A 13,158-nucleotide genomic window follows, 5' to 3' on the forward strand; every position below is an offset into this window, starting at 1 on the left:
GGCGCCCGCCCGGGGCGGACCGCTCGGCTCAGGCGGTATCGCCCGAGACACCCCAACGGCGCAGCGCGGCCCGGCTGGCGCGGAGGGCGTCTTCTTCGTCGTCGACGACCGTCTCGGGCGCGGCGTCGGCGTGCGACGTCCCCCGGTCGGTGGTCCCGGCTGTCCCGGTCGCCGGGTCGCGCTGGTCAGATGCTCCCGCGGCGTTCGCCGCTCCACCGCGCGGTGCGTCGTCACCCCAGCCGTCCAGGTCGACCGGGGCGGTGGCGTCGTGGTCGACGCCGTCGGGTTGGGGCAGTCGGTCGACGTGGATGGCGCCGGTGTCGGCATCCGGGTTCGCACGGTCGTCCATCGCGGCGGCGAGCGCATCGGCGGCGGCCGCGCGATCGCGCTCGACTGCGAGGTACAGCGACAGCGCCTCGGGGTCGTAGGCGTCGGTCTGCATCGACGTGTCCACCCCGCCGGGCGTCGACACGGGCGGCACGCTCTCGACGAGCGCCATGGCGTCGTCGATGTCGCTGCGCGTGTCGGGCACGATGTGGTCCCCGCGGACGCCGTCGGCCAGGGCGTCGAGCAGCGCGACCGCGTCGTCGACGACGTCGGCGTGACCGGCATCGTGTCCGTGGACGAGCCACCGGGCGAATTCCAGTTCGGCGTACAGGCGGGCGCGCTCGCGCAGCAGGGGGTCGGGCGACCGGTCGCCGGCCGCGGCGTATCCCTCGTGCACGTCGTCGGCGGCCGTGGGGGCGGATGCCAGCCACCGCAGGTCGACGGCCGGGTCGCCGACACTGAGGCCGGCCCAGTCGAGGACCCCCACCACGTGCGGGATGCCGTCGGAGTCGTCGGCGAGGACGATCGAGGCGCTGGTCGCACCGCCCAGGACGACCGCGGACTCGAACCGCCAGAGGTCGTCGACGTCGAGGGCACGCCGCCAGCGCAGCATGAGGTCGTCGCTGACGCGCCCCGTGGCGTCGGCGCGGTCGAGCAGGCGTCGGATGTCGTCGCGGACCTGCTCGGATGTGCGGACCGGCAGACCGTCGGTGCGCACGATGGATGCCGGGAGGGCATGGACCGCCGCGAGAGCTCCGCCGATCGCGGGTGCGTAGCCGGGTCCCTTCGGCAGCTGGGCGGGGTCGATGCGGTAGCCGTCGATGCGGTCGACCACGAGCACGCGCTGCGTACCGGAGCCGCTCTCGCCGAGCACTTCGGGCACGGCGAAAGGCAGGAGTGCCCGCACACCGGCAGTCAGCGCGTGCAGGGCTCGCGACTCCGCGGCCAGATCGTGGGCACCCTCTTCGCCGGCCGGCATGCGCACGACGACCTCCCGGCCGTCGTCGGTGCGCGCGAGAGCCGAGTCGAACCGTCCACCGGCGTTCTCGGTGAGCACCCGAGCGCTGGTGAACACGGTGCCGGGCAGAGCCGTCGTCGCCGACGCAGCTAAAATGAGGGGCGAGCGTGCCATGCCTCCCAGGGTAGGTGGGCCTCTCGTTCCGCCGTCCACGCCACGCCCTTGAGCGGGGGAGGTCGCCCCGGAACCGCCCGCCCCGTCCGCTCGTGAAAGAGGTGCTTCATGTCGCGTTCCGCGTTCACGCCGTCCGCCGCAGATTCCGCCGCGGGTGCAGAGGTCCGCATCGACAGGTCGGCCGCCGAGCGAGACGACCGGGATCTGTTGCCCCGGCTCCTGCACGACCCGCGCACCCGGGTGCTCGCCGTGCGCCGCGACGCCGCGCCCCTCGTCGGGGGCCGTCTGGCCCTGGTCGAGCACGGCCGACTGCGGGGGGCCGCCACTGGGACCGCGGAGATCACCGTGCCGGGCGTTCGCGAATGGGCTTTCCTTGGCCGTGACGGTGACGGCGGAGCGATCGTGCTCGCCGTCCTCGCCGAGGATGCCCCCGACGACCTCGTCGCCAACGCCTCCTGGGCGCCCTTGCGTGCCGCCGGCGGCGACCTGCCCGCCGGCGAGGCGGAGCTCCTGACCACCGCTGTCGCCCTCGCGGGCTGGTTGCGAGATGCGCCCTTCTGCCCCGCGTGCGGCACGCTCACCGAGGTGCGCCATGCCGGCTGGTCGCGGCACTGCCCCGCGTGCGGTCGGGAGCACTTCCCGCGCACCGATCCGGCCGTGATCGTGCTTCTCACGTCGGCGGGATCCGACGATCGGATCCTGCTCGGGGCGAACGCCGCGTGGGGTGGCCGGAGGTATTCGTGCTTCGCCGGGTTCGCCGAGGCGGGGGAGTCGCTCGAAGACGCCGTCGCCCGCGAGGTGGAGGAGGAAGCCGGTGTCCGGCTGCGCGACATCGCGTACCGGTATTCGCAGGCATGGCCGTACCCGCGCTCGCTCATGCTCGGGTTCCGCGCGCGGGTCGTCGACGACGCCGACGCCCGCCCCGACGGTGAGGAGATCGTCGAGGTGCGCTGGTTCACCCGTGACGAGATCGGTGCGGCACTGAGCGACGAGTCCGACGTGACCCTGCCGGGCGCGGCATCCATCGCCCGGCGCCTCATCGACGACTGGTACCGGGGGATCGCGTGACCGGTCCGCTCGACGGTCTCGACGAGCACCAGCTCGAGGCCGCGCGCGCTTTGCGGGGACCGGTCTGCGTGCTCGCCGGCGCCGGGACCGGCAAGACGCGCGTCATCACGCGGCGCATCGCTCATGGCGTCGACACGGGTGCGTACTCGCCCCAGCGGGTGATGGCGGTGACCTTCACCGCGAAGGCGGCGGGTGAGATGCGGGGACGTCTGCGCGCGCTCGGAGTGTCGGGCGTTTCGGCCCGGACCTTCCACGCGGCAGCCCTCGCGCAGGTGAACTTCTTCTGGCCCACACTCGCCGGAGACCAGGCGCCCTCGATCATCGACAACAAGGTGCGCATGCTCGCGCACGCGGCCGACGGCGTGGGGCTCTCGCCCGATACCGCGACGCTGCGCGACGTCGCGTCCGCGATCGAGTGGCGCAAGGTCACGTTGCGCTCCATCGACCAGTACGCCGCGGACCGCCCAGAGGGCGTCGGCCGCTTGGGCGTCGATCAGGTCGTCGCCCTGCAACGCGCGTACGAGAAGCTCAAGGACGAGCGGCGGCAGATGGACTTCGAAGACGTGCTGCTGACGTGCGCCGGCATGATCGAGGCCGAACCGCACGTCGCCGCCGCGGTGCGCGAGCAGTACCGGCACTTCACCGTGGACGAGTACCAGGACGTCTCGCCCCTGCAGAACCGCGTGCTCGAGCTGTGGTTGGGGGATCGCCGCGACCTGTGCGTCGTGGGCGACGCGAGTCAGACGGTGTACTCGTTCACGGGCGCCGACGCGCGATACCTGCTCGACTTCGAGCGGACCCACGAGGACGCCCGTGTCGTACGGCTCGAGCGCAACTACCGCTCCACGGCCCCCGTGCTCGCCGTCGCCAACGAGCTCATGCGCGGTCGCGCGGGCGCCCTCGAACTCGTCGCGGCGAGCGCACTGGACACGCCGACCCCCACCGTGCGCGCCTTCGACGACGATGAGGACGAAGCGACTGCGGTGGCGCGGTCGATCGCCGACTCGCTGACCCGCGGGGTCGACCCGCACGACATCGCAGTGCTTTATCGGGCGCACGCGCAGTCGGCGGCTCTGCTCACGGCGTTGGCGGGGGTCGGTGTGGCGGCGTCGGTGCTCGGTGGACGCAAGTTCTTCGACCTGCCGGAGGTGCGCCAGGCGCTCATGGCGCTTCGCGCGGCGTCGGTCGCCCCGATGGAGACGGGTTTCCTCGCCACGGTGCGGGATGTGCTGCGCAGCGTCGGACTCACCGACGACCCGCCGGCGGCCGGCGGTGCGCTGCGGGAGGCGTGGGAGGCCCGGGCGGCACTGCTGCGTCTCGCGGAGGACGCGCCGACGGGAACCGACCTGCGCGCGTTCACCGACGACCTGCAGGCACGCGCGCGCGACCAGCACGAGCCGACGACGCGCACGGTGACGCTGGCCACGCTGCACGCGGCGAAAGGTCTGGAGTGGGATCACGTGTACCTCGTGGGGGTGAGTGAGGGGCTGCTGCCCATCTCGTACGCGAAGACGTTCGAGGCGGTCGACGAAGAGCGACGCCTCGCGTACGTCGGCGTCACGCGAGCGGCGCGGACGCTCTCGGTGAGCTGGGCACGGGGCCGAGGCCGTATGGAGCGGTCTGCTTCGCGCTTCCTCCAGGAGATCGGCAGTGGCACTCTTCGCTCGGCCGATGCATCTCCCAGGCCCGCCGGGACGAATCGGCGCGCAGGCGCAACGACCTCGTCGTCGACGCGATCGGCCCGCTGAGCAGGAACCGGGCGGCGCGCCCGGCCTCGGCGGCGAGGGCCACGTCGACGTCGGGGTGCGCGCGGCCCAGGAGCTGCGCGGCGATCGTGGGCCACTGCGCGTCATCACGGCGGCGGGCTGCGTCGAGGCAGGCGAGGCACGCGGTGCGGCCGGGGACCACGACGGGACCGATGGTGGCACTGCCCGCGTCGAGCGTGACGGGGAGGTGCGTCACATCCTCGCTGAGCAGCGTGGCCGCCCGCCGCGGGTCTACCCGGTGGGCGGCCAGCAGCACCACGTGCGCGCCGGTGGGTACGCGGTGTCCGGCCGATCCGGCCCAGGGGATCACGCTCGTACGCGCCGGCAGGGCGGCGAGGACGGCCCGCACGACACGCGACGGGAGATCGTCGGCGACCTGCACGGCGATCGGTGCCCACCGCCGGCGCGACGCGATCGCGGGCGCCACCGCGTCGAGAAGGGCGTCGGCCTCCCCGTCGGCCGCTCCGTGCACTCGCGCGAGACCCCGCACCTCCGCCCGCGTCGTGCCGGCCGCGAGAGCCGCGACCACGATGTCGACCCACGCACCCGCGAACGGGGTGTGGGCGAGCGCGGGCGAGCCGAACTGCACGCGGCCGTCATCGCGCCACAGGGGGAGAGCGGAGGGATCGAGTCGCATCATGGGTCGATCCTGAACCGCCGACCGATCCCGGATGCCGCTATCCCCATCCCTGGACGAACTCCGCGGCGTGGGGAGGAGCCGTGCGATCGCCCGCGCCCGAGGTGACGGGCAGTGGCGGCCGCCCGCGCCCGCGGTGACGGGCAGCAGCCGCCGCCGCAGGGCGTGAGCCGGGCACTCGCCCGAACGCCCGTACGCGCCCCGGGTAGCCGTCCCCACCGCCGAACGCGCCCTGGGCGAGCGCCGGGCACCCGCCCCCGCACACGCGAACGCGCCCGGGGCGAGACCGATGTCTCCTCCCCGGGCGCGTCCGAACGCGAAAGTCCTACACCGGCCGCTGGTCGCCCGGCGCGGAGTCGTCGTCGGGCCGCTCGTCGTTCGACGTCGGAGCGGTGCCGGTGTCTCCGGCATTCTCGGCGGCGTCGTCGGCGCGGCCGCCCTCGGCCTCTTCGGCCAGGAGCTGAGCGAGCGCGTCATCCATGGCATCCGAGGGAGCCGCCTCGCCTCGGGACGCGGCCGTGAGCCGGGCGATGAGGGCTGCGGGGTCGTCGATGTCGTCGGCGGTGGGCATGAGGTCGGGGTAGTCCCAGAGCCCGTCGCGCCCCTCGACGCCGACCGCGTCGGTCACCTGACGCCACATCGCCGCTGCTTCGCGCATGCGGCGCGGACGCAGTTCGAGGCCGACGAGAGAGCCGAGCGCCTGCTCGGCGGGGCCGCCGACCGCGCGGCGACGGCGGACGGCTTCGGCGATCCGCACCGCGGAGGGAAGACGCGAGGTCGCGTCTTCGGTGACGACGTCGACCCAGCCCTCGATCGTGGCGAGCAGGTTCTCGAGGCGGGTGAGGGCCGCGGTCTGCTCCTCGGAGCGCTCGGGCAGCAACGCTCCGCTCTCCAGCGCCCCGCGCAGTTCTTCGGGCTGCGACGGGTCGAAGCGCGAGGCGAGTTCTTCGAGGGCGTCGGTGTCGACGCGGATGCCGTGCGCGAAGTCGCGTACCTGCGAGATGACGTGCAGCCGCAACCAGCGCGCGTGACGGAACAGGCGCGCGTGCGCCAGCTCGCGGGTCGCGAGATAGAGCGCCAGCTGATCGTCGGGGATCTCGAGATCACGGCCGAAGTCGGCGAAGTTCTGCGGCAGGATGGCTGCCTCGCCGTCGGGCATGACCGGGATGCCGACATCGCCGCCGCCGACGACCTCGGTCGAGAGTCGACCGACGACGTGACCCAGCTGCGTGGCGAAGAGCGACCCGCCCACGGTGCGCATGAGACGCCCCGCGCCGGCGATCATCTCCTGCATGTCGTCGGGTGCCTGTTGGCCGAGGGCTGCGGTCAGGGCGTCGGCGATGCTCGTGGCGACGGGCTCGGCGAGCTCCTGCCACACCGGGAGCGTCGCGGTGACCCAGGCGCCGCGGGTGACGGCGCGCGGGGGTCGCGGCAGGTCGGCGATCGTGGTCGCCTCGCCCAGCCAGAGGCCCGCGAGGGTGAAGGCCTGGTCGAGGTCGGTGCGCTGACCCGTGGTCACGCCCAATCCGTCCTGGTTGGCGATGTGCAGGGCCTGGCGCTCCGCCAGGCTCCAGTCGACGCCCTCCTGCGTGCCCGCGAATGCGCCCTGCAGCTGGTTCATGACCTGCTGCAGCATGGTGGGATCGATCTGCATGCCCGACAGGCGCGCGAGCTGCTCGGGGTCGATCCCGCTGGTGTCGCCCGACATCAGGCGGCGCATCAGCTCCTGGAACTCCTCCTCGGGGCTGCGGTCGTCGGGCCCGCGGTTCTCGTCTGCCATTTCGGCCGCCTTTCAGCCAGGTCTGGGGGAACGAGTCCTACGCTAGTCGCACGCTTCCCCGCTTCTGCCGGCCCGGCCTCGCGCCGCTTACGCCGCACGCGAACGACCCGGCAAAGGACCCCCCACCGTGACCCTGTTCGATGAGAACGTCGCCGTCGTGCCGGCGCCCCGGGAGCGGTGGAGTCGTCGCACCGTCACCGGCGTGTGGGCAATCACCATCGCCTCGCTCGTCCTGCTCACCCTCACGTTCCTGCCCTCGGCCTACGTCATCCAGCAGCCCGGTCCGGTCTTCGACACCTTGGGCACCTCGAAGAACGCCGACGGGCAGGACGTCCCGCTCATCTCGGTGCCGGACGAGGACGACACCGCCTCGACCGGGCAGCTCGATCTGCTGACGGTGCAGGTCAGCGGCAATCGCGAGCGCACCCCCTCGTGGCTCGAGCTCGCCGGGGCGTGGTTCGACCGCTCCCGCGCCGTCGTGCCCATCGACCGCATCTTCCCCGCGGGCCAGAGCACCGAGCAGCGCAACTCCGAGAACGCCGCCCTCATGACCGACTCGCAGAACGAGGCCAGCGCGGCCGCCCTCCGCGAGCTCGGGTACGACGTCCCGGCGGAGATCGCCGTGGCGAGCGTCGACGCCGACGGCGCCTCGGCGGGGCAGCTGCAGCAGGGCGACGTGATCACTTCGGTCGACGGCACGGCCGTCACGAGCGTCGATGCGATCCGTTCGAAGGTGCAGGATGCCGCGGGCGGCCCGGTCACCGTCGGCTTCGAGCGCGGCGACGTTCCGGGTTCCGCGCAGGTGACCCCCCGGGAGACGACGACGGACGGGCAGACGCAATACCTGCTGGGCGTCGTGCTCGGCATCACGTTCGATCTCCCCGTCGACGTCACCATCCAGCTGAACGACGTGGGCGGCCCGAGCGCGGGGATGATGTTCGCGCTCGGCATCATCGACAAGATGTCGCCGGGCGACCTCACCGGTGGGGTCCATTACGCCGGCACGGGCACGATCGACGCCGACGGCAACGTCGGACCGATCGGTGGCATCCGTCAGAAGCTCTACGGGGCGGTGGATGCCGGAGCGACGATGTTCCTGGCCCCCGAGGCGAACTGCAACGAAGTCGTCGGCCACGTGCCCGACGGCCTGCGGGTCTTCTCCACATCGACGCTCGAGCAGTCCTTGACGGTGCTGGAGACAGTGCGCGACGGGGGCGACCTCGACGCCCTCCCGACGTGTGGCTCGGGATCGTAGCATTCACGGCTTACCCCGAGAAGGCCACGCCTAGGATGAAGGGGTGACCACGACCTCAGCGCCGAACCAGGCCACGCCCCCGAACCGCTCCCGACGGATCGTCTCCATCACGCTGGCGGTGATCGCAGCGCTCGTCGTGGCGTTCTTCGTCTTCGCCAACCTGTATTCCGACTGGCTGTGGTTCGCACAGCTGGGCTTCACCGGCGTGCTGACCACGCAGTGGATCGGACGCAGCGTGATGTTCGTCGTCGGCTTCCTGGCCATGGCGGTGCCGGTGTGGGGCGTCATCCAACTCGCTTACCGCTTGCGCCCGGTGTACGCGCGCCTCAACTCGCAGCTCGACCGCTACCAGGAGGTCGTGGAGCCGCTCCGCCGCCTCGCCATGTGGGGCATCCCGATCTTCTTCGGCTTCTTCGCCGGCTTCGCCTCATCCGCGCAGTGGGAGACCACCTGGTTGTGGGTCAACGGCGTGGCGACCTCCGTCACCGACCCGCAGTTCGGGCTCGACACAGGTTTCTATCTCTTCGCGATGCCGTTCTACGGCGCCGCCCTCGGCTTCGCCTCGGCCGTGGTGCTGGTGTGCCTGCTGCTCACCGGCGTCGTGTCGTACCTCTACGGTTCCGTGCGCGTCGGCCAGCGAGAGCTGCGCATCTCCAAGGCCGCCCGGATCCAGCTCGCCATCCTCGCCGGCCTCTACCTGCTGCTGCAGGGAGCGAGCCTGTGGCTGGACCGCTTCCGCACGCTCGTCGAGCCGTCGGAGCGCATCACGGGTCCCGGTTACGTGGGGGCGAACGCCGTCATCCCGGGCCAGACGATCCTCGCGATCGCCGCCGTCATCGTCGCCCTGGCGTTCTTCGTCACGGCCTTCCTCGGCCGTTGGCGCTACCCCCTCATCGGTACCGCGCTGCTCGTCGTCTCCGCCGTCGTCGTGGGCGCGGCCATCCCGTGGGCGGTCACCACCTTCCAGGTGCGTCCGAACGAGCTCACCCTCGAGAGCCAGTACTACCAGCGCAACCTCGACGGAACGAAGGCCGCCTACGGCATCGACAACGTCGAGAAAGAGAACTTCCAGGCCACGACCGAGGCCGAGGCCGGGCAGTTGCGCAACGACGCGGAATCCACCGCCCAGCTGCGCATCATGGACCCCGCCATCATCGGGCCCACCGTGCGCCAGCTCGAGCAGTACCGCGCGTACTACCAGTTCACGAACCCGCTCGACGTCGACCGCTACACGATCAACGGCCAGACCCAGGACACCGTGGTGTCGCTGCGCGAGCTCAACATCGGTCAGCTCGGTGACGCCGCTTCGTGGCAGAACACCACCCTCGTCTACACCCACGGCTACGGCATGGTGGCGGCCGCCGGTAACGAACGCACCGCGGACGGCGACCCGGTGTTCCTCGAGCAGGCCATCCCCGGGACCGGCTTCCTCACCGACCTGCAGTACCAGCCGCGCGTCTACTTCGGCGAGCAGTCCCCGACGTACTCGATCGTGGGCGCGCCCGAGGGCACGGACCCGATCGAGCTCGACTACCCGCTGGGCGCGGACGGCGGCACCGAGACCCGCACCACGTTCGACGGCGACGGCGGACCGAGCGTGGGCAACGTCTTCAACCGCCTCATCTACGCGCTGAAGTTCCAGTCGGAGCAGATCCTCTTCTCCGACAGCGTCAACGAGTCGTCGCAGATCCTCTACGACCGCGACCCCAAGACGCGCGTTCAGAAGGCGGCGCCCTACCTGACGCTCGACAGCGACCCGTACCCGACGGTCGTCGACGGCCGCATCAAGTGGGTCATCGACGGCTACACGACGAGCGCGAACTACCCGTACTCGACCGGTGTCTCGCTCTCTCGCGCGATCGCCGACTCGAACAACCCGGCCCCGACCTACGCGCTGGATGACATCAACTACATCCGCAACTCGGTCAAGGCCACGGTGGACGCGTACGACGGCTCCGTCGACCTCTACGCGTGGGACGACGAGGATCCGCTGCTGAAGGCGTGGCAGAACATCTACCCGACCTCGCTCCAGCCCTGGAGCGCCATGTCGGCGGACCTGATGAGCCACGTGCGCTACCCGACCGACCTGATGAAGGTGCAGCGCTCGATGCTCGGCGTCTACCACGTCGACGACGCGGTGTCGTTCTACCGTCAGGACAACCGCTGGACCACCCCGAACGACCCGCAGGACCCGGCGACCTTCCAGCCGCCGTACTACCTGACGATGAAGATGCCGAGCCAGGACGACCCGTCGTACTCCATGTTCACGAGCTTCATCCCGGCATCCCAGGGTGGACAGGCGCGAAACGTGCTGACCGGTTACCTCGCGGTGGATTCCAACGCCGGGGATCAAGCGGGGACCAAACGGGACGACTACGGACGCCTCAGAATGCTCGTGATCGACGCGGCAACCACGGTGCCCGGACCCGGTCAGGTGCAGAACACCTTCGACTCCGATACGGCCGTGTCGTCGCAGATCAACATCCTGCAGCAGGGCCAGTCAGAGGTACTGAACGGCAACTTGCTGACCCTCCCGGTCGGCGGCGGTCTGCTGTACGTGCAGCCGGTGTTCGTGCAGTCGTCCGGCGACACGCAGTTGCCGCAGCTGCGGCGCGTGCTGGTGGCGTTCGGCAACGAGATCGCGTTCGAGAACACGCTGAGCGAGGCGCTCGACACCCTGTTCGGCGGTGATTCCGGCGCCAACACGGGCGACGAGACCGTCACCCCGGTCGACCAGGGCCAGGGCGGAGACACCGGCGGCACCGGAGGCACCGGCGGCGGCACCACCGTCCCGGCCGGCGACTACGCCGCCGCGCTGCAGGAAGCGGGCGACGCACTCACCGCGCGACAGGCCGCGCTGACGAGCGGCGACCTGACCGCGTTCGCCGCACAGGACGCCCGCCTCACGGCGGCGGTCCAGCGGCTGCTCGCCCTCGAGGCGGACGGGCAGGGTGGCTCGAGCACTCCGACTCCGACGCCCGAGGCCACGCCCGCGGGCTGATCACCCTCACCAAGACGCCGGCGCTCCGCATCCGCGGGGCGCCGGCGTCGTCGTATCCGGCGGTTGTCGAACCTCGGCCGGGGACCCGTCGAGTGTCGGGGACGCGTTGAGTGTCCCGAACACGCCGGTCTCCGTGCTCGTCAGCGGCGAGTCTTGGACACTCGACGGCGGCGGGCGTGCCCCCGCCCTGAGTGTCCACGACACCCGGACCGATGCCAAAACGTCCGGGTGCTCTGGACACTCCACTGAGATCGTGGCGCTCGCACCCGCCCACCGCACCCTCGCAGAGGTGGTGGCCGCATCGGCGCGGCGCCTCTACTCACGCAGCGAGTGTCCACAACACCCGGACGAATCTCGAAAGCGTCCGGGTGTTCTGGACATTCAACATGGGCGCGCCGCTCGCACGCGCCGCGCTCCGCGACACTGACCCTCGCGCCGTGACCCTTGGCACCGACCCCTCGCCGGGACCCACGACACCGACCCTCGCGCCGTGACCCTCGGCACCGACCCCTCGCCGGGACCCGCGACACCGACCCTCGCGCCGTGACCCTCGGCACCGACCCCTCGCCGGGACCCACGACACCGACCCCTTGCCGCGACCGTCGACACCGCCCCTCGCCGGGGCCAGCGACCCTCGACCCGCCACGCGCTACGCGCTGAGGAACCACCACCAGATCAGCAGCATCGTCGTGCCGAAGCCGGCGATCTGGTTGAGCCAGAGGAAGCGGTTCCATCCGGCGGTGGCGCGGTCGCTCTCGGCATCCGTCACGTTCCGATACGGCCAGCAGACCACCAGATAAGGGATCACCAGCACAGCCGCGAGCGGCCCCGGCCAGGCGGTGAACAGCATGGCCACCCCGGCCAGTGCGTACGCGGCGAGGGCGAAGCGCACGGTCCACCGCGCTCCGCGGGCGGTCGCGATCGACGAGATGTCGGCGGCGCGGTCGGCCTCGACGTCCTGCACGGCTCCGAAGGCGTGCGACGCGACGCCCCATAGCGCGAACGCGACGAAGACGAACACGAGCTGCGGCGTCCAGACGGCGCCCGCGAGCACGAAACCGTACACGGCGGGGGAGAAGAAGTGGATGCTGCTGGTCATCGAGTCGAGGAACGGCCGTTCCTTCAGACGCAGCGGGGGAGCGGAGTAGAACACGACGAAGAAGAGGCTGAGCGCCAGCACGAGCCACGACGACGGCGACCCGATGACGACGAGGTACACCACGAACGGAAGGCACGACAGGGCAGAGGCCCAGAGCGTGATCGGGTGCATGCGCTTGGCGAGCACCGCGCCGTGCGTGCCGCCCTTGCGAGGGTTGCGCAGGTCGGATTCGTAGTCGAACACATCGTTCACGCCGTACATCGCGAGGTTGTACGGCACGAGGAAGAAGACGATGCCGACGATCAGCGGCGCGTCGATCTGGCGCGTCGTCAGCAGGTACGCGGCGGCGAACGGGAAGGCCGTGTTGATCCAGCTCACCGGACGAGACGACACGAACAGCTCGCGCACGACGCGAGCCGGTGTCAGGGCGGGCAGAGTCATGCGGCATCCTTCGACGACGTGTGGGGGGAGAGAAGTGCGTACACCGCCGGTACGAGGAACGCGGCGCACAGCGGGTACGCGAAGTCCTCGATCGGGGCGAGCCCGAGGCGCAGCCCGCTGAGGTGCTCGGCGGGGTAGCTGAAGAGGTCGACCGCGATCATGAGGTTGTCGAACACCAGGGTGAGTCCGATCAGCACCAGGGCGAGAAGACCCGAGGATGCCATGCGCTCGCGGAACCGCGGGCGCCCTCGTGTCGCGAGGGTCACGAGCACCGTGACGATCACGAAGGGAAGGACGATGAGCGGGTACGTCACGCGCTCCCCCGGACGGTTCCGCGAGAGCGGGCGCGCGCCCGGCGCTCGAAGACCGCGAACATCACGAGCGACAGGTAACTCAGGAACAGGAGGAAGAACACCTCTTCGAGCGGCAGGTGGGGGGCGAGCTCGACCCCCACGAAGAGCGGACTCTCGCCCTTCACGAAGACCCCCGTCACGATCCCCACGGCATCCCACACGAGGAAGAACGCCGTCGCGATCAGCACCGTGAGGATCGTGCGCAGCGGGGCGACCCGCAACGCCAGCACGAACTTCATGTCGATCGCGATCATGCCCGCCAGCGAGAACAGGATCGCGCCCAGGTAGATCCCGGGCAC

The 13,158-nt window shown here is 71.1% G+C and carries 9 protein-coding genes; 4 read left to right on the top strand and 5 right to left on the bottom strand.

What is annotated here, in order from left to right:
* Positions 1-28 precede the first annotated feature (28 nt).
* Positions 29-1,459, bottom strand: a complete 1,431-nt coding sequence (locus QRO03_RS08150) for a phosphotransferase (RefSeq protein WP_285137022.1) — start codon at positions 1,457-1,459, stop codon at positions 29-31.
* A 108-nt stretch (positions 1,460-1,567) separates the two neighbouring features.
* On the opposite strand from QRO03_RS08150, the gene nudC reads away from it, so the two are divergent.
* Positions 1,568-2,527, top strand: a complete 960-nt coding sequence (nudC, locus tag QRO03_RS08155; protein WP_285137023.1) for an NAD(+) diphosphatase — start codon at positions 1,568-1,570, stop codon at positions 2,525-2,527.
* Positions 2,524-4,275, top strand: coding sequence for an ATP-dependent helicase (locus QRO03_RS08160; protein WP_285137024.1), 1,752 nt, complete (start codon positions 2,524-2,526; stop codon positions 4,273-4,275). Before nudC ends, QRO03_RS08160 begins: the two co-directional genes overlap by 4 nt.
* Positions 4,276-5,255: 980 nt before the next feature.
* On the opposite strand, the gene QRO03_RS08165 is transcribed toward QRO03_RS08160, so the two are convergent.
* On the bottom strand, positions 5,256-6,710 hold the full coding sequence (locus tag QRO03_RS08165; protein ID WP_285137025.1) for a zinc-dependent metalloprotease: 1,455 nt from the start codon (positions 6,708-6,710) through the stop codon (positions 5,256-5,258).
* Between the two features lie 127 nt (positions 6,711-6,837).
* Between QRO03_RS08165 and QRO03_RS08170 the strand changes: the two genes are divergently transcribed.
* Positions 6,838-7,965: a YlbL family protein gene (locus QRO03_RS08170; RefSeq protein ID WP_285137026.1), complete on the top strand. Its 1,128-nt coding sequence runs from the start codon at positions 6,838-6,840 to the stop codon at positions 7,963-7,965.
* A gap of 43 nt (positions 7,966-8,008) precedes the next feature.
* Positions 8,009-10,966, top strand: a complete 2,958-nt coding sequence (locus QRO03_RS08175; protein WP_285137027.1) for a UPF0182 family membrane protein — start codon at positions 8,009-8,011, stop codon at positions 10,964-10,966.
* Positions 10,967-11,615: 649 nt separating this feature from the next.
* On the opposite strand, the gene QRO03_RS08180 is transcribed toward QRO03_RS08175, so the two are convergent.
* The 3 genes from QRO03_RS08180 to QRO03_RS08190 are packed head-to-tail and all read right to left on the bottom strand — an operon-like array spanning position 11,616 to position 13,158.
* Positions 11,616-12,506, bottom strand: coding sequence for a prenyltransferase (locus tag QRO03_RS08180; protein ID WP_285137028.1), 891 nt, complete (start codon positions 12,504-12,506; stop codon positions 11,616-11,618).
* On the bottom strand, positions 12,503-12,820 hold the full coding sequence (locus QRO03_RS08185; RefSeq protein ID WP_285137029.1) for a lycopene cyclase domain-containing protein: 318 nt from the start codon (positions 12,818-12,820) through the stop codon (positions 12,503-12,505). The genes QRO03_RS08180 and QRO03_RS08185 overlap by 4 nt, the downstream gene beginning before the upstream one ends.
* Positions 12,817-13,158, bottom strand: a complete 342-nt coding sequence (locus tag QRO03_RS08190) for a lycopene cyclase domain-containing protein (RefSeq protein ID WP_285137030.1) — start codon at positions 13,156-13,158, stop codon at positions 12,817-12,819. Before QRO03_RS08190 ends, QRO03_RS08185 begins: the two co-directional genes overlap by 4 nt.

Source organism: Microbacterium sp. lyk4-40-TSB-66, assembly GCF_030209475.1.
GTDB lineage: Bacteria > Actinomycetota > Actinomycetes > Actinomycetales > Microbacteriaceae > Microbacterium.

Coding starts and splice junctions, on each gene's coding strand:
- nudC (WP_285137023.1), top strand. CDS start 1,568: ATGTCGCGTTCCGCGTTCACGCCGTCCGCCGCAGATTCCGCCGCGGGT.
- QRO03_RS08150 (WP_285137022.1), bottom strand. CDS start 1,459: ATGGCACGCTCGCCCCTCATTTTAGCTGCGTCGGCGACGACGGCTCTG.
- QRO03_RS08180 (WP_285137028.1), bottom strand. CDS start 12,506: ATGACTCTGCCCGCCCTGACACCGGCTCGCGTCGTGCGCGAGCTGTTC.
- QRO03_RS08165 (WP_285137025.1), bottom strand. CDS start 6,710: ATGGCAGACGAGAACCGCGGGCCCGACGACCGCAGCCCCGAGGAGGAG.